This is a genomic window from Marinobacter sp. MIT930201 (genome assembly GCF_047122665.1).
Classification (GTDB): domain Bacteria; phylum Pseudomonadota; class Gammaproteobacteria; order Pseudomonadales; family Oleiphilaceae; genus Marinobacter; species Marinobacter salarius.
The window spans coordinates 989,227-1,006,192 of sequence record NZ_CP138916.1 but is presented as its reverse complement, the minus strand read 5'-3'; the positions used below and the strand labels follow the sequence as shown (position 1 = coordinate 1,006,192).

Genomic DNA, 16,966 nt, shown 5'->3' with positions numbered 1-16,966 from the left:
CCTGTCTCTGTCGTCGTTGGGAGTTGCTACTCGGAGCTCCTGACATTCTCAGCATGTTACCGTAAGATACAAGGCTGTACATATGTACAGATAATTTACTTGATTGAAGAGTCATGGCCCAGCGCAAGATTATCCATGTAGATTGCGACTGCTTCTACGCCGCCGTGGAAATGCGGGACGATCCCTCATTAAGGGAAGTTCCGCTGGCCGTGGGTGGCGAAGGTGGCCGCGGAGTGGTTACCACCTGCAACTATAAAGCGAGGGCTTTTGGCGTGCGGTCCGCCATGCCTGGCGGCGAAGCCCGGCGCTTGTGCCCCGGCCTGGTGACCGTGCCGCCGGACATGGCCCGCTACCGGGCGGTGTCGAAACAGGTGATGGCCATTCTGAGGGAATTGACCGATCTGGTGGAGCCGCTGTCGCTGGACGAAGCCTTCCTGGATGTCAGCGAGGTAACCGAGCATAAGGGCAGTGCCACGTTGATGGCGCAGTACTTGCGCAAACGAGTGAAAGATGAGGTGGGTATCACCATTTCCGCCGGTGTGGCCCCCAACAAGTTCCTGGCGAAGATTGCCAGTGATTGGAAAAAACCTGACGGCCTGTTCGTGATCCGCCCTGAGGACGTCAAGGGTTTCGTTCAGGACCTGAAGGTCGAGAAGCTTTTTGGCGTGGGGCAAGTGACCGCTGGCAAACTTCACACGATGGGCGTTGCCACCTGTGGCGACATTCAGGCGCTACCCGCTGAAGCCCTGCCGGAGAAGTTTGGCAAGCAGGGGTACCGGCTGCGGGAAATGGCGTTCGGCCGTGATGACCGGGATGTGGTGGTGTCGCGCATTGCCAAGTCCGTCAGCGTGGAACGGACCTTTTCCCAGGACCTGCCGGACAAGCGCGCCTGCGAGTCGGTGATGGCCTCGCTGGTGGCCGACCTGAACCTCCGGCTCAGCCGCAAGGCCGGCCGAAAACCCATTCACAAGCTGTTTATCAAGATTCGTTACAGCGACTTTTCCACCCATACCCTGGAGCGTGTGCGCGACCGGATTCAGGAGCCCGAGCTGGAAGACTATCAGCCGCTGCTGGATGAACTGGTGACTGATACGGGTCGCCCGGTGCGCCTGTTGGGGCTGGGCGTGCGCTTTCGCAGTGATGAGTCGCCGGTTATGCAACTGCGGCTATTTGAATAAACCGGTCGTACAGGCCGTTAACCGAAGCCAGGCCCAGGCAACCGCCGATCAAGGCGCCTGCCGCTACATCGCTGGGGTAATGAAGGCCGAGCACGACCCGGGAGGCGGCAACACTCAGGGTGAACGGCAACAACAGCCAGGCCACCTCAGGCGCTGTCATGGCCAGCACCGTATTGAAGCAGACGGCATGTAGGGTGTGGCCGGACGGAAAGCTGTAACGGTCCAGGGGCGGTGTGCCGCAGTTTATCGAAGGAAACGATATAAACGGGCGCTCGCGGATCAGCCAGCGCTTCAGCAGCTTGTAGGTAATGGTGCAGGTCAGGCCGGTAGCCACCATCAGCAGCGCGATGGCGAGCCCGGCCTGAGGCATAAGCACTGGCATCGACAGGATGACCAGATACCATAGCCAACCATCACCCAGCCGGCTGACAACCTTAAAGTACCCCTGAACCGGTCGAAACCGCAGAGAGCGATTGATGGACTGGCAGAGGGCAAATTCCCTCTGATCCACCACGTTAAAGAAGCGAGATGCCTTGCTTGTGGAGGGCATTGTAGCTGTTCCTCAGTGGCTGGTTCAGTATCAGGTGTTCGAACTGCTCAACCTGTGCGGCCCAATTCAGGTCCAGTGCGTCCAGGCGTGCCTGTGCCCGTACCCTGTTCATCAGGGTTGGCTGGTCAGCCAGGCGCAGGGCATGATCGACAAAGCCTTCGTCGTTGCTGAGCTGAGCCTTCATGCCGTTGTCTTCATGGCGGATATGTTCGCTGGCGGCGGCATCGTCAAAAGCAACCACCGCCAGGCCGCTGGCCATGGCTTCAGTAACCACGTTGCCGAAGGTGTCGGTTTTGCTGGGGAACAGGAAGATGTCACCGGAGGCATAGTGCCGGGCCAGATCTTCGCCACGGCGGGTTCCTGCAAAAATGTAATCCGGATGGCGTTCGGCAAGGCGCTTGCGCATCGGCCCATCACCTACGAGTATGAATTTCGCGCAGGGGTGCAGCCCGCGGATACGCTCAAAGCATGACACCGCCATCTGAAGGTTTTTTTCCGGAGCGAGGCGACCAACATAGAGTACCGCGCGGTCGTTGGCTTGCAGTCCCCATTGTTGCCGGAGCACCGTGTCCCGTTTGTGGGGCGAAAAACGGGTGCAGTCAACGCCGCGACTCCAGACCGATGTCGGTTGAATGCCCATGTCATGGGTGGTTTGTGCGATTTTCCGGGTGGGGACCAGTGTTATGGCCGTCCTGTTATGAAACCAACGGCCGTAGCTGCACAACAGTTTTTCCAGGAACCCGGCACCGTAGTAGCGACTGTAGGCATGGAAGTTGGTGTGAAAGCCGGAACTGACCGGGATGCCGGCCCGTCTGGCGGCCGCAACGGCCGCTACGCCGAGGGGGCCTTGAGTGGCAACGTAAATGGCATCCGGGCGTTGATGCTTCCAGAGTGAGGCCAGGAAGCCCGGCCGGGTCATTCCGAACCTCAGGTCACTGTAACCCGGTAGCGGCAGGCCGGTCACAACTTGCTCGTCGGAAAACAGGCATTCCCCGGCACCATCGAATCGTCCTTTCGATTCATGGCGCTGGCGTGGACGGATGACCGTCACCTTGTGGCCACGTTGCATCAGGCCCAGGCATAGGTGCCTGAGGGTGTTCGCCACGCCATTGATTTCCGGAGGAAAGGTCTCCGAAACAATGGTAATGTGGTGCTTGCGCCCTGAAGCCTGGGTGACTCTCATCGCGGTGTTACCTGTGGTTTCCTCTTTCATGCCTCCACTATGGAAACCTGGCATGACAGTTCCGGGACAATCCCGTGACAATCCCTTTACCTTTTTCACCAATCAGATTCGGGAGTACGCATGAAAACCCGCAAGCTCGGCAGGACCGACATTGATGTAAGCGAGATTTGCCTGGGCACCATGACCTGGGGCGAGCAAAATACCGAACAGCAAGCGTTTGAGCAGCTGGACCTGGCCACCTCCGAGGGCATTAATTTCATCGATGCCGCGGAGATGTACCCGGTGCCCCCGCGGGCTGAAACCCAGGGCCTCACGGAAAGCTATCTGGGCAACTGGCTGGCGAAGCGGGGCCGTCGCGACGATCTGGTGATTGCTTCCAAAGTGGCGGGGCCGGGTAATGGACTGGGTTACCTCCGGGATGGCCCGCGCCTGACCCGGGACCATATTCGTCAGGCCTGTGAAGACAGCCTGCGCCGGCTCAAGACCGATTATATCGACCTCTATCAGGTGCACTGGCCGGATCGTAACGCCAATTTCTTTGGCAAGCTGGGGTACCGGCACAGTGTGGACGAGCAGGCGACCCCCATTGAAGAGACACTGGGCACACTGGCGGAGCTGGTCAAGGAAGGCAAAGTCCGCCACGTAGGAATCTCCAACGAAACCCCATGGGGAACGAACGAATACCTCAGGCTGGCCCGGGAGCATGACTGGCCCAGGGTGGTCAGCGTCCAGAACCCCTATAACCTGCTCAACCGCACGTTTGAGGTGGGAATGGCGGAAATTGCCTGCCGTGAACAGGTTGGTCTGCTCGCGTACTCCCCGCTGGCCTTCGGCATGCTCTCTGGCAAATATCTCGATGGCAAGCGCCCGGAAGGCGCCAGGATGACCTTGTTTGAGCGCTTCACCCGTTACACCAGCGGTCGTGGTGCCGAGGCGACCCGAGCCTACGTAGACCTGGCGGCCAGCCACGGGCTGTCACCGGTACAGATGGCGCTGGCGTACGTGACCAGCCGTGATTTCGTTACCAGCAACATTATTGGGGCCACGACGCTTGAGCAGCTTCGTGAAAACCTGGGGTCAGCGTCGGTGTCCCTGAGCGAAGAGGTGCTTGGGGAGATAGAGAACCTTAACCAGGTGTACACCTACCCCTGCCCTTAATCCTGCAAGCGTTACGGTTTTTTAACAACTCCCATCGTGAAGCAGCCACTCTGACCGTTACAGGCGGCAGAGTGGGGTGCTTACAGTTTGCAACAAAAATTGCTGTTTTCTTGACAAAAATGCGGTGATCCTGTGACAAAAAAGCGGCGCTTTTGTGTGCAAAATCACATCTTTCTGACCTTTAATCATTAGACTTAAGCATTACATGACAGTAGAATTCCGCTTCGATTACAGGTCGCCAGAATTATTATGATTATCCGTATCTTCGTCGCACTACTTGCACTCAACATGATCGCCTTCGTCGTTCGCGCCGAAGCGAGCGAACGTGTGTTTGCAGACGAAGTTCCGGCCGAGAATGTGTATCAGCTTCAGGAAGAGATGTCGGGTGACTTCGAGCGTGAAGAATCCGACATGTATGCGACCATTGGTTCTCGCCTGCTGAGCCTCAGTCTCAGCGGCTCAGATTCGGGAAAGAAGTCCTACGCGTCTGATCGTGCCAAGCCGGACCACGGTATTGCATTGCTTGAAGAGGGCGCCTGCCTCAACCTTCGCTGGAATTTCTGAACTCCCGCCGACGTTTTCTCCTTCTGAACCCTGACTGACCTCCCACGAATCCTCGCCACCGCTTATCTGTCTCAGTGCATTGCCTGTCGCAATGGCACATGTGATTATCCATATCGGTAAGCATTCTGACGGCAACTAAGGGAGTAACACTATGGCCGCGATGGTGGAGGAACAACCGGTAACGCTCGCAGACAGCAGCGCCTGTGTAGACGAGCTGATTCGCCGGGTGGGTAAGCGCATCACACTCGGCCTGCCACTGGGGCTTGGTAAACCCATACGTTTTGCCAATGCTCTCTACCAGCGTGCCAAGGACGATCCGTCCATAGAGCTTCACATTGTCACGGCGCTATCCCTGACCGCGCCCGGTGGCAGTTCATCGCTGGAAAAGCGTTTCATGGGCCCGTTCGCCGAGCGCCTGTACGGGCGGATTCCGGAACTTGATTACGCACGGGACGTGATTGGTCAGCGTTTGCCCGAGAACGTGCGGGTATCCGAGTTCTTCTTCAAGGCCGGGTCCTTCCTGAATAACAAGGACCAACAGCGCAACTATGTCTGTACCAACTACACCCATGCAGTGCGCGACCTTATGGCGCTCGGTGTCAATGTCGTCGGCCAGATGGTGGCTCCGGCGACCGAGCCGGATCAGGAAGGCTACGTTAGCCTGAGCTGCAACCCGGATCTGAGTCTGGACCTGCTGCCCCTGTTACGGGCGCGGGAAGCGGCCGGAACCCCCGTGGCGTTGGTGGCAGAGACCAACAGCCATTTGCCCTTTCTCGGCAATGACGCCGCCGTCGAGACGGGCCAGTTTGATATCGTCCTGGAGCATGCCGCCTCCGACTACCCCCTGTTTTCGGCACCACAAATGTCGGTCAGCCCGGAGGATCACCTTATCGGGTTCTACGCCAGTGCGTTGCTCCGGGATGGAGGGACCCTGCAGGTGGGGATTGGCTCGCTGGGCGCGGCGTTGGTTCACAGCGCGATTCTGCGGCATCGTCACAACGAGCATTGGACGCAGGTGTTTGATCACCTGAAGGTGGCAGACCGCTTCCCGGTGGTTTCCGAGTGCGGTGGCACGGATGTCTTCGAGGAGGGACTCTACGGCTGCAGTGAAATGATGGTGGATGGTTTTATTTACCTCATGGAGGCGGGTGTCCTGACCCGCGAGGTGTTTGATCATGCCGGACTGCAAACATTGATAAACCGGGGCGAACTTACTCACAGTGTTTCTCTCGACACCCTGGATGTCCTGCGGCGGGAACAGTTGATCGACTCGCCGTTACGGGCCAGGGACGTGCAGTGGCTGTGTCGTTACGGCATCCTTAATCCGGAGGTCGAGTTCAAAGGCGGGCGGTTGCGTGTGGGCGAGCAATCCCTGGATCCGGATCTCGACAGTGAGGAGGCGAGAAGCGCCATTGAGTCGTTGGCCCTGGGAAAGTCACTGACCGGAGGGATTGTGGTGCATGGTGGCTTCTTCGTCGGCCCCGAAGCCTTCTATCAGCGGTTGCGGGACCTGGCGCCGCGCGACCGCCAACGCATCTGCATGACCAGCGTCAACTACATCAACCACTTATATGACCACGCGTTCGGCAACCAGCGTCTGAAAGCTGCACAGAGGGTGCATGGCCGGTTTATCAACTCGGCGATGATGCATACGCTAAGCGGTGCGGCCGTGTCCGACGGGCTGGAAGACGGCCGTGTGGTTAGCGGTGTTGGCGGCCAGTACAATTTTGTCGCCATGGCCCACGAGCTGCCGGGCGCGCGGTCTATCCTGACCCTGCGCAGCACCCGTAAGTCCGGTGAGGAAACACTGTCCAACATTGTCTTCAGTTACGGGCACTGCACCATTCCCCGTCATCTTCGCGACATAGTCATCACCGAGTACGGTATTGCGGATCTGAGGGGTCAGTCCGACGAGCAGGTATACCTGCAACTGATCCGCATTGCAGATTCCCGTTTCCAGGCCGATTTGCTGAAGCAGGCCCAGAAAGCGGGAAAAGTGGATGCTTCGTTTCGTCTGCCTGAGCACTGGTGCAATAACACGCCGGAGGCGGTTGGAGAGGCTGTAAAGATCGCCGGAGACACGGATATGTTTCCAGCATTCCCGTTCGGGCGGGACTTTACCGATGAAGAACTCCGGCTGGGCAAGGCTTTACAAACTCTGAAGGCCGCAACGGCGACTCGTCGTGGTAAACTGTTGACTTTTTGGCGCGCCGTTAAGGCAAACGACGACGACAATCGCTACCAGCCGTTGCTGGAGCGCATGAGCCTGGATAAACCCCGGAGCCTGAAGGCGAGACTGGACCGGCGCCTGGTTATCCATGGCCTGAATCTGACTGATACACCCCCGAATACAGGAAACACAAACGCCTGATGCAAAAACCTGCTGTATTAACCGTCCACTATGTCCTCAAGAACAAGCTCGGTGAGCTGGTTGACACCTCCGAGGGCAGCGAGCCGCTTCATTTCCTGGAAGGCAGCCCGGAAATCATCGAAGGCATCCAGAAAGCGGTGAAAGACCGTAATGTCGGTGATTGCCTGGAAGTGACCGTACCTCCGGCCATGGCGTATGGAGAACATAATCCGGAGCTGATCCGCAAAGTACCCCGTTCCATGTTCGAGAACGTGGAGAACCTGCAGGTAGGGATGAAGTTTCAAACCAATACCGGCGACACGGCCCAGGTGGTACAGGTGGTAAGCATTGATGGCAATCTGGTGCGGGTGGATGCCAACCATCCTCTGGCGGGTTTTACCCTGTACTTTGATCTGGAGATCATCGGTAAGCGTGAAGCCACGGAAGAGGAAATCAACGCCGGCCATCCGCTGAGCTGAATTACAGCTCCGGGCCGGCAACCGCTGTCGGCCCGTCTGATGCCTGGTCTGAAAGGCGTCCCGCCTGAATCTGCCGCAACCCATCGTGTACTGTCTGCCGCAAATCCCGCGTTACATCTGTCAGGTCCGTGCTGTCGTCGATAGTCACCACCGGATGGGCGATAACGCCGACCTCGACCGCCGGCTGGCGCAGCATGCGCATTAAATGATGCTGAAACTCATCGTCACCAATGAACGGCGCCAAATGGTCGGGATGGCCGTTTCTCAAATAACCGATGCTCAGAGGTTGTATGTCCACGCCTGCATCCGCCGCGGCGTGAAGCAGCCGGCTATGGAAGGGCAGGACGGTCACTCCGGCTGTGGTGGTGCCTTCGGGAAACACCAGCACCGATTGCCCGTTCAGAAGGGTGCGGGCAATTTCGTCGCGGGCCTGGCCGGCTTTGCCACTGCCGCGCTGAATGAACAGCGTGCCCGCCTGCGTGGCCAGCCAACCGATCACCGGCCAGCGGCCTACTTCCGCTTTGGACAGGAAGCGCAGGGGCACCTGTCCGCCAAGTACAGGAATGTCCGACCAGGAGATGTGGTTGCTGACATAGAGCACGGGCCTGTTGCTGAAGGTGCCCTGCGTGGACATGCGAAAGCCAAGGCAGCGACTGGCTCCGTTAAAGCAGATGCGGGCGAAGGGCGCGCGGTCGATTTGGCAACGGAACAGGGTCTCAACCAGTAACAGAGTGCCGGCAAGCGTTGCCGTCAGGCCCATGAAGCCGGTAAAGAGTACCAGTCTTGCGGTCAGGCGTATCAGTTCCATAACCAATCCTCGGGTTGCCAGGGTAGTCCCGGTTGTCTACTGGGCCTGTTTGCGCATGAAATGGCGGCTGTAGCGACTGGCCAGGTTGTTGACGTCCAGCACCACCAACAGGTCTGCGCAACGGAAGTCCGGGTCCCAGCAGGGCTCGCCGCAGACGCGGGCGCCGAGGCGCATGTAGGCCTTGATCAGCGCGGGAACGTCCACCGGGCGATCCTCGCTGACAGTGTGGGTCAGGTGCGGCATTGCCCGTAACGGGGTTACCCGGTACTCCTCGCCGGCCAGGAATTCCCGCTGCAGGTATCGGGCTATGCGCCAGGCTTTCAGGCCGCCATCTGACATACCGATACTGGCGCAGCCAATCAGGTAATCCACGTTTCGCGATACCAGGTATTCCGCAACGGATGCCCACAACAGGCTGATGGTCGCACCATTACGATAGTCCGGGTGCACGCAGGTTCTCCCAAGCTCGGCGACAGTCCCGGGGAGTTGGTAAAGGGAAGAGAGTTCGAACTCACCCTCGGAATAGAAGCCTCCGGCTTCCATGGCCTGGCTGTGGTGAAGCACTCGTGTTGTAGCGACCAGTTCACCGGTGTTCTCATCGGTGACAATCAGATGATCGCAGAATCGGTCAAACTCGTCCGCATCAATGCCAGGGACGGTAGCCCCCAGGTCAGAACCATACTCTTCCGAGAAAACCTGATAGCGCAATTTCTGAGCGGATTCAACGAGATCCGGCTGTTGGGTAATGACGGTTTTGAGCTGTCGGGCCGAGCGTGACAGGCGGGCGGTCTGGGCGTTCATGGCAATGTCTCTTTGTTTCCACTTTTCGACAAGGCTATGAATCCCGTGTGACATCGGAATGAACGGGGGATGACGACTTTGTGACAAGTCCCGTTATCGGTGTGGAGGTGTGACCTTTGTCACGGGCTGTAACGAACAGGCGGTTCCATGTATATTTCTGAATAGCATGTATAATTGCTGTTACAGGAGGTAGCCTGTATTGTCAGTTGGGTAGCTGATCTTCTGACAGGCAGCTCTGTTCCGGCCATGTGGGGTGACGTTGGCCGGACGTTTCAGAAACCGGAAAAACAAAATCAGAGATGGATGGCGTGGAACAGACGAACGAAAGTTGGCGGATTCTTATAGTCGAAGATGATGAGAGGCTGGCAGAGCTGACCAGGGAGTACCTGGAGAGTAACGGGTTGACTGTCACCCTCGAAACTCACGGTGGGAACGCGGTGGAGCGCATTCGCAAGGAACAGCCGGACCTGGTCGTGCTTGACCTGATGTTACCGGGTGAGGATGGACTGTCTATCTGCAGGCGTGCGCGGCCTTTTTATCCAGGCCCGATTATCATGCTTACTGCCCGCACGGACGATCTGGACCAAGTGCTCGGCCTGGAAATGGGTGCCGACGATTACATCGGCAAACCGGTTCAGCCAAGGGTGCTGCTGGCGAGAATCCGCGCCTTGCTGAGGCGGGTTACCGAGAATGGTTCGGTGGCTGCGGAAGAGGGTAGCGGTGAAGAACCGGTCAGGCTGCAGTTCAACAACCTGGTGGTGGACAGGTCAATGCGTGAAGCATGGTTGAGCGACGACAGTATCGACCTCACCAGCGCGGAATTCGACCTGCTCTGGCTATTGGCAAGCAATGCTGGCCGAGTGCTCAGTCGGGAGGAAATCTTCACCGCCCTGAGAGGGATCGAATACGATGGCCAGGACCGTTCGATCGATGTCCGGGTTTCGAGGATACGTCCCAAGATTGGCGACGATCCCATCCACCCGAGGCGCATTAAAACCGTACGCAGCAAAGGCTACCTGTTCGTAAAGGAAGCCTGACTGTTCAGTCTCTGGCGCTGGCCCGGCGGGGCCGGCGTTCATTGCCAGGGTTATCGCAATGCCCCTCAAGTTTTTTCTCAAGCTTTACGCCCGGCTGATTGGTCTTACCTTTCTGATTCTCCTGTTTTGTGCCGCATTGTTCCTGGGTGTGAATTCCGTCAGGGAGCAGTACTGGCAGGAGCGTTTTTCAGAGCCCCTGTTGCGTTGGCTTGTCGCGACTCCTCATCCTCAGCAACAGTATCCCTGGCTCAAGTCTTTCTACGATTTCCGGGTGACGCCGCCGGGTAACCTGTCGGTGTCCGATGTCATCATGGAGCGCCTTTCCTATGGCCAGGTAGTGGCGATGGACACCAGTATCGGCCAGCAGGTGATGGTCCGGAACGATAGCGGTGGGATCATCGACCTGCGATTTCGGGATATCTACAGCGATGTTGCCGAGGCAACCGCTCTCATCGCTCGCCTGCATCTTGATGACATGTCTTCGGATGGCAGGGAAGGTGCCATGTCGCAGCTATCCGATACGCTCGGGGTAGAGCTGATGGCGGTTCGGGATCAGGCCGCACTCCCGGATTCCGAGGTTCTCGAACGCGTCTCCGAGCGGGGTATCTCGCTATACCATCATCCCTCCCGGGATCGTGCCCAGGTGTTGATCCGTCTGGAAGATGGCACTCTCGTGGACATGGCTATGCCTGCGCCCTTCAGTCCCTGGGCATGGCCGGTAATGCTGCTATTGCTTGTAGTGGCGGGAAGCGTTCTCGCACTGGCTCTCTATCTGGCGTTAAGGGATGTAGACAGCAATCTCCGGGCCGTGGAGTCGGTGGCAATTCGCATAGCCCGCGGCGAGATGGGGGCGCGGGTGGATGCAGGCGACAGTCGCCTTGTGTCCCGGTTGGCCGCAGCCTTCAACGGTATGGCGGAGCATATTCAGCGGCTGGTAGGGGTTCAGCGGGAAATGATCCACGCGGTTTCCCATGAGCTGAGAACACCGGTTGCCCGTATTCGATTCGGTGTCCAGATGATCGAAAGCGCCAATTCTCCGGAGGCGCTCCAGAAGCAGCTTGATGGCATTGACGGCGACATCCAGGAGCTTGATGAGCTGATCGATGAAATCCTGACCTACGCCCGGTTGGAGCAGGGTGGTCCCGTATTTGCGCTTCAGGAGCGGTCGGTCAGTGATATCGTTCGCCAGGTGGTGAGCGAGCAGCAGATGGTCCGCCCGGATCACACCATCGAGGCAGACATTGACGATGAATCCGAGCGTTGGTCACTGTCTGATGTGGAGCCTCGGTATCTGCACCGGGCGGTTCAGAATCTGGTAGGAAACGCTGCACGCTACGCGGCCGGCCGCGTGAAAGTCCACTGCCAGTTTGATGAGGATAATTGCCGCATTGATGTGGAGGATGACGGCCCTGGTATTCCCGAAGAGGATTGGGAAAAAGTGTTTACTGCATTTGCTCGCCTCGATGACAGCCGTACCCGAACCTCGGGCGGTTATGGCCTTGGCCTCTCCATTGTCAGGAGAATCCTCTACTGGCATGGCGGGCAGGCGTTTGTCAGTCGCAGCGACGAGTTGGGCGGAGCCCGCTTCAGTCTGGTCTGGCCTCGCAAGAAGCCGGTGGAGCACACCCTCTAAGCCGTTTTGTGATGCGCCTCTCAGCCCCTAACCTGATGTAACAAAGGCGCAACACAACCTCAACTGAAGGCTGGGCAATCCGAGCCGATACTAAATGTGTAAGGGATGACTTTTGAGGTTGTAGTTCTTACGAACTTTCCTTGTTTCATTCGTCATTTGAGGGCCGGTTTTCCGGCCCTTTTTTTATGCCCGACTTTACCGTAGCGTTCTTAGCAATCCTTTGAGAAGATTGCAGCATTGACCAGAATAATGCTGAAGCCCCTGAAAGGACGCCCCATGACCCAGCACCTGCTCGCCATCGATCAGGGGACCACCAGTTCCCGCGCGATCATTTTCAATGCCTCCGGCCAAGCCATCGCCACGGCGCAACAGGAATTTCACCAGTACTTTCCGAAAGATGGCCAGGTGGAACATGAGGCCGGCGAAATCTGGCAAAGTACATTGGCGGTGTGCAGGGAGGTTCTCGAGTCGTCAGGGCTGGATGCCTCAACCCTGGCAGGTATCGGCATCACCAATCAGCGGGAAACCACGGTGATCTGGGATCGGAAAACCGGAGAGCCAATTCACCGCGCGATTGTCTGGCAGGATCGACGCACAGCGTCTGTTTGCACCAAACTCAAGTCCGATGGCCATGAAGGTAGGGTGGTGGAACGCACCGGGCTCCTGATCGACCCGTATTTCTCCGCCACCAAGATTGCCTGGATACTCGACCATGTGGACGGTGCCCGTCAGAGGGCGGAAGCTGGCGAGCTTGCCTTCGGTACTGTGGACTGCTGGCTGCTCTGGAATCTGACTGGTGGGCGCTCCCACAAGACCGATGCCACTAACGCCTCGCGCACCGCGTTGTTCAATATTCATAGTCAGCAATGGGACGACGAGTTGTTGACCCTCTTCCGGGTTCCCCGGGCGCTGTTGCCGGAGGTGCTCGATTCTGCCGCGGATTTTGGCACCACCGACAGGCAGTGGCTGGGGGCATCGGTGCAGGTCGCCGGTATCGCGGGCGACCAGCACGCAGCATTGATTGGGCAGGCCTGTTTCGAGCCCGGCATGGCGAAAAGCACCTATGGCACCGGTTGTTTCCTGATGCTGAATACCGGCGAAAAGGCGCTACGCTCCGAAAACCGGTTGCTGACAACCATGGCTTATCGTTTGAATGGCAAACCGTGCTACGCCATGGAAGGCAGCATCTTTGTTGCCGGCGCCGCCATGCAATGGCTCAGGGACGGGTTGAAGCTTATCAGTCACGCCAGCGAATCCTCTGATTACGCCTCGAAAGTGGGGGCGGAAAACCCTGTTTATCTGGTTCCGGCCTTTACCGGTCTGGGTGCGCCACATTGGGATCCTCACGCCCGCGGGGCGATTCTTGGCCTTACCCGGGACACCGGAATCGGCGAGATCGTCACCGCCGGCCTGCAATCCGTCTGCTATCAGACCAAGGACCTGATCCGCGCCATCCAGAACGATGGTGCGTCCCTGCAGGCACTGCGGGTGGATGGTGGCATGGTGGTCAACGACTGGGTGATGCAATTTCTGGCGGATATCCTCAACGTGCCAGTGGACCGCCCCCGCGTGACAGAGACCACGGCTCTGGGGGCGGCCTATCTGGCCGGGCTGCAGACCGGTGTATACCAGGGGCTGGACGAGATAGCACAACTCTGGGAGCGGGAACATCGCTTCGAGGCGGCTATGAAGCCGGCACTGCGGGAGACCCTGTACGCCGGCTGGCTGGATTCCGTGGAGCGGGTTTGTAATAACTGAGGCTCGGGCTCTCAGGTTCTCTCGAAGGCGATCAGATGGTCTGCCTCCACCCGGACTGGCACGTGTTCGCCCAGGTGAAAGTCCAGATGGCTCCGGAACAGGGCCTCGAACTCGGTGTCTTCCGAGCAGCGAAAGCGATAGAGCGTCGACGTCCCGGCAAAGGTCTTTTCCACCACTTTTGGCTTAAGTTCGGAGTTGGCATCGTAGACGATGTCGTCTGGCCGGATCAGCACGTCGACCAGCGTGCCGGGTTGCCAGGTGTATGCGCGGTTGCCGCGGATGACTCCCAGCTCGGACTCAATCGTGTCCGGCCCCAACGCTTTTCCTGGAACGAAACCTCCCTGGCCCACGAAACCTGCAACAAAACGGTTGGCGGGTTCGTGGTATAAGTTGTAGGGCACGTCCCATTGCTGTATTCCGCCGTCTTTCAGAACCGCCACCTGATCACACATGGCGAAGGCTTCCTGTTGATCGTGAGTGACCAGGATGGCACTGATGCCCAGTGTCTTGAGGATTTCCCGCACATCCAGGCTGAGTCGGCGGCGCAGATCTGCGTCGAGGTTAGAGAACGGCTCGTCCAGCAGTATCAACGTGGGTTCCGGTGCCAGGGCACGGGCAAGCGCCACCCTTTGTTGCTGCCCACCCGACAGTTCATGGGGGTAGTTGTCGGCAAGATCCTGCAGATGAACCACCTTGAGCAACTCGGTGACTTTCTGATGTTTTTCCTCGCGATCCTCTCTGCGCAAGCCGAAGCCGACGTTTTCGGCAATTGTCAGGTGCGGGAACAGGGCGTAGTCCTGAAACACCATGCCGATTCGGCGCTTCTCAGGGGCGAGAGTGCGACCGGGCAGGCTGATGGAACTGGACTGCAGGCAAATCTCACCGGTATTGATGGGAAGAAATCCTGCCAATGCCCTGAGGATGGTGCTTTTTCCGCAACCGCTGGGGCCCAGCAGGCAGCCGATGTCGCCGTGACTGAGGGCAAAGTTGACGTTCCTGACCACTGAGCCATCGCCATACCCGCAGGACAGGTTGTTTACTTCCAGCAGCCAGTCAGCAGGCTGAGCCAGGCTATCGGTCATTCGGTCAGTCCAGTCGATTGAGGATCAGGAATTCCAGCAGCGCTTTCTGGGCGTGCAAGCGGTTTTCGGCTTCGTCCCAGACCACCGAGCGCGGGTGTTCCATCATGTCCGCGGATATCTCCTCGCCACGGTGCGCCGGCAGGCAGTGCATGAACAGCGCGTCCTTGTCCGCCAATTTCATCAGCGAGGGATTGATCTGGTAGTTCTGGAAGACTCTCTGACGGGCTTTCTGCTCATCTTCCTGCCCCATGGAGGCCCAGACATCCGTGACCAGGAGATCGGCACCTCTGGCGGCTTCAGCCGGATCATGAACCACAGACACCCGATCCTGATGGGTTTTCAGCAATTCACTGTCAGGTTCGTAACCCTCCGGACAGGCAACGCGCAGGTTGAAGCCGAACTGCGTCGCTGCATTGATATAGGACTGGCACATGTTGTTGCCATCGCCAATCCAGGCAACCGTACCGCCACGAATGCTGCCGCGATGTTCCCGGTACGTCTGCATGTCGGCCAGCAGCTGGCAAGGATGGAAATCATCTGTCAGAGCGTTGATGACGGGCACTCTGGAGGCCGCCGCGAATGCGTCGACGGTATCGTGGGAAAACGTCCGGATCATGACAGCGTCCACCATGCTTGAAATCACGATGGCGGAGTCTTCAATGGGTTCTCCTCGTCCGAGCTGGGTATCACGGGGAGAGAGGAACAGCGCAGCGCCACCGAGCTGGGTCATGCCCGCCTCGAAGGATACCCGCGTACGGGTTGACGACTTCTCGAAGATCATTGCCAGGACACGATTCTTCAGGGTTTCGCGCACGACGCCCTGACGCCAATCGTTGCGGAGTTTAGTGCCGTGGTCGACCAGACTTTCAAGCTCGTCGGAGCTTAAGTCATTGAGTGTGAGAAAATGTCTTGCTGCCATGGAGTGGCCCTTAATTAATCGATAACCCTATCCAAGAAATCCGGATCTATTCGTGGTTACAACCGGCCCGCGGTGGTCATTGTCCTGAAACGGCAATACGCCAGCACGCGGTGAGAGCCGCACTGGCGGGAAATACGGAAACGGAGGTTGCCTGAAAGGCAGGGGCTCAAGTCTAGCCCGTCAGGGGACTGAAGACAACGCCAGGGCATATGCAGGTGTCAGGCGGTGTTTGGTGAGCGTCACGGGACGTGTACAATAGTGGCAGGCATGTCGCAACCGGGCGACCCCGTTTCCAATGAGAGGTGAGAGTTCATGGACATCAACGAAACCATCAAGAGCCAGCTTGAGGAAAACGCCATTATCCTCTATATGAAAGGCACTCCACAGGCTCCGCAGTGCGGTTTCTCAGCGAAGACCGTCCAGGCGCTGATGGCATGCGGCGAGCGGTTCGCCTTTGTAAATATTCTTGATAACCAGGAATTGCGTGAAGGCCTCAAGGTCTATTCAAGCTGGCCCACCTACCCGCAGCTCTATATCAATGGTGAGCTGGTAGGCGGCTGCGACATTATTCTCGAAATGTCGGAAAGTGGTGAGCTGGCCGAGCAGGTCAAAGCCGCTGCGAAACAGGCAGAAGCCTGAGTTAACCGCGTTTAAATGCGTTCCGGGGCGAAAATGAGTTCGACCCGGAATTGCTTCCTTCCTGAGTATTCTTCCGGTGGTTTTGGATAAGGGCTGGCTAGCAGGGCAGCCTGATAAATCGCTCGGTCTATGTCGTTGAACCCCGTCGATTTGGTGACTTTGGCACCAGTAAGTGCTCCGCTTGGGAGTAGTTTCAGCTCAAGCTGACTGCTCACCGGCTCGGTGACACTGCGGCTGGAAGGAACCGGTCGTTTGCCGAGTTCCTTACCAATGTGTACGGCCAGGCTTGCCGTATAGGGATCCACATCTCGTGGCGACGATGTTATCTGAGTGACCTTTTTCGGCGTGTCCTCCACCGGTTGCTCCGGGTTGCCTGCGGCAGTAGCGGCCGAGTCCTGCGAGGGCGTTGTCCGTGCTGGAGATTGGGGCTCCACCACGGGTGTTTGTGGTGATGGCGCCGAACGCGCAGTTGGTTCTTTGTGCCGGGGATGACTGGTGTCGACTTGCGGCGATTCCACAGCAACGGGGTCACGCTGGTCGCTGGTGGACGTTGGTTCAGTTGTGATCGTGTTGCGGTCCGGAGCTGTCGTGCGAGTCGGCGATGTCGCGCTGGCGGCGGATTCCGGCAAGGGAATACTGCCAGGACTGACCAGTTCCACTTTCACCGTCTGGCGATGGCTTTCCGCGCTTGGAGCCGTATAGGGAAGGGTGGCCATTATCAGGGTATGAAGCAGTAAGGCAACCGATATCGCCAGGGTGATCCGGTATTTGTCCGGGAGGCCGGTAACACTGCCATACTCCAGCATTGTTGCTCAGACGCTCCCAGT

The 16,966-nt window shown here is 58.1% G+C and carries 16 protein-coding genes; 9 read left to right on the top strand and 7 right to left on the bottom strand.

Annotation, left to right across the window (positions count from 1 at the left end; genetic code table 11):
* The first annotated feature begins 113 nt into the window (after positions 1–113).
* A complete protein-coding gene (gene dinB, locus SIC19_RS04790; protein WP_036204097.1) occupies positions 114–1,178 on the top strand; it encodes a DNA polymerase IV in 1,065 nt (354 codons plus the stop codon).
* On the opposite strand, the gene SIC19_RS04785 is transcribed toward dinB, so the two are convergent.
* Complete coding sequence (locus SIC19_RS04785) at positions 1,153–1,728, bottom strand: phosphatase PAP2 family protein (RefSeq protein ID WP_036204101.1); 576 nt, start codon at positions 1,726–1,728, stop codon at positions 1,153–1,155. The two genes, dinB and SIC19_RS04785, sit on opposite strands and share 26 nt — an antisense overlap.
* The gene (locus SIC19_RS04780; protein WP_075195992.1) at positions 1,694–2,941 is read right to left on the bottom strand and encodes a glycosyltransferase family 4 protein; all 1,248 of its coding nucleotides are present in this window, start codon (positions 2,939–2,941) and stop codon (positions 1,694–1,696) included. The genes SIC19_RS04785 and SIC19_RS04780 overlap by 35 nt, the downstream gene beginning before the upstream one ends.
* A gap of 90 nt (positions 2,942–3,031) precedes the next feature.
* On the opposite strand from SIC19_RS04780, the gene SIC19_RS04775 reads away from it, so the two are divergent.
* From SIC19_RS04775 to SIC19_RS04760, 4 genes are all read left to right on the top strand, one after another.
* On the top strand, positions 3,032–4,069 hold the full coding sequence (locus tag SIC19_RS04775) for an NADP(H)-dependent aldo-keto reductase (protein WP_036204104.1): 1,038 nt from the start codon (positions 3,032–3,034) through the stop codon (positions 4,067–4,069).
* A gap of 249 nt (positions 4,070–4,318) precedes the next feature.
* The gene (locus SIC19_RS04770) at positions 4,319–4,633 is read left to right on the top strand and encodes a hypothetical protein (RefSeq protein WP_041333497.1); all 315 of its coding nucleotides are present in this window, start codon (positions 4,319–4,321) and stop codon (positions 4,631–4,633) included.
* A gap of 160 nt (positions 4,634–4,793) precedes the next feature.
* Positions 4,794–7,004 carry an acetyl-CoA hydrolase/transferase C-terminal domain-containing protein gene (locus SIC19_RS04765; protein ID WP_075196024.1) on the top strand — a complete coding sequence of 737 codons (2,211 nt, stop codon included), beginning with the start codon at positions 4,794–4,796 and terminating at the stop codon, positions 7,002–7,004.
* Complete coding sequence (locus SIC19_RS04760) at positions 7,004–7,462, top strand: FKBP-type peptidyl-prolyl cis-trans isomerase (protein ID WP_041333500.1); 459 nt, start codon at positions 7,004–7,006, stop codon at positions 7,460–7,462. Before SIC19_RS04765 ends, SIC19_RS04760 begins: the two co-directional genes overlap by 1 nt.
* A 1-nt stretch (position 7,463) precedes the next feature.
* On the opposite strand, the gene SIC19_RS04755 is transcribed toward SIC19_RS04760, so the two are convergent.
* Positions 7,464–8,270 (bottom strand): lysophospholipid acyltransferase family protein, encoded by an 807-nt coding sequence (locus SIC19_RS04755; protein WP_075195991.1) that lies wholly within the window; start codon positions 8,268–8,270, stop codon positions 7,464–7,466.
* 36 nt (positions 8,271–8,306) lie between these two features.
* Entirely contained in the window at positions 8,307–9,071 is a 765-nt protein-coding gene (locus SIC19_RS04750; protein WP_075195990.1) for a GNAT family N-acetyltransferase, read from the bottom strand.
* 299 nt (positions 9,072–9,370) lie between these two features.
* On the opposite strand from SIC19_RS04750, the gene SIC19_RS04745 reads away from it, so the two are divergent.
* The 3 genes from SIC19_RS04745 (at position 9,371) to glpK (ending at position 13,499) form a co-directional block, all read left to right on the top strand.
* Positions 9,371–10,108, top strand: a complete 738-nt coding sequence (locus SIC19_RS04745) for a response regulator (protein ID WP_036204113.1) — start codon at positions 9,371–9,373, stop codon at positions 10,106–10,108.
* A gap of 58 nt (positions 10,109–10,166) precedes the next feature.
* A complete protein-coding gene (locus tag SIC19_RS04740; RefSeq protein WP_036204115.1) occupies positions 10,167–11,741 on the top strand; it encodes an ATP-binding protein in 1,575 nt (524 codons plus the stop codon).
* Positions 11,742–12,017: 276 nt separating this feature from the next.
* Positions 12,018–13,499: a glycerol kinase GlpK gene (gene glpK / locus SIC19_RS04735; RefSeq protein ID WP_036204117.1), complete on the top strand. Its 1,482-nt coding sequence runs from the start codon at positions 12,018–12,020 to the stop codon at positions 13,497–13,499.
* A gap of 11 nt (positions 13,500–13,510) precedes the next feature.
* Here the strand turns inward: glpK and SIC19_RS04730 are convergent, their stop codons facing one another.
* Together SIC19_RS04730 and argF are read right to left on the bottom strand one after the other, a co-directional pair.
* The gene (locus tag SIC19_RS04730) at positions 13,511–14,581 is read right to left on the bottom strand and encodes an ABC transporter ATP-binding protein (protein WP_036204120.1); all 1,071 of its coding nucleotides are present in this window, start codon (positions 14,579–14,581) and stop codon (positions 13,511–13,513) included.
* 4 nt (positions 14,582–14,585) lie between these two features.
* Complete coding sequence (gene argF, locus SIC19_RS04725; RefSeq protein ID WP_126810491.1) at positions 14,586–15,500, bottom strand: ornithine carbamoyltransferase; 915 nt, start codon at positions 15,498–15,500, stop codon at positions 14,586–14,588.
* Positions 15,501–15,812: 312 nt separating this feature from the next.
* Here argF and grxD point away from each other — a divergent pair, with 312 nt between their 5' ends.
* The gene (gene grxD / locus SIC19_RS04720) at positions 15,813–16,139 is read left to right on the top strand and encodes a Grx4 family monothiol glutaredoxin (RefSeq protein ID WP_036204127.1); all 327 of its coding nucleotides are present in this window, start codon (positions 15,813–15,815) and stop codon (positions 16,137–16,139) included.
* 11 nt (positions 16,140–16,150) lie between these two features.
* On the opposite strand, the gene SIC19_RS04715 is transcribed toward grxD, so the two are convergent.
* Positions 16,151–16,945, bottom strand: coding sequence for an energy transducer TonB (locus tag SIC19_RS04715; protein WP_127400803.1), 795 nt, complete (start codon positions 16,943–16,945; stop codon positions 16,151–16,153).
* Positions 16,946–16,966 lie beyond the last annotated feature (21 nt).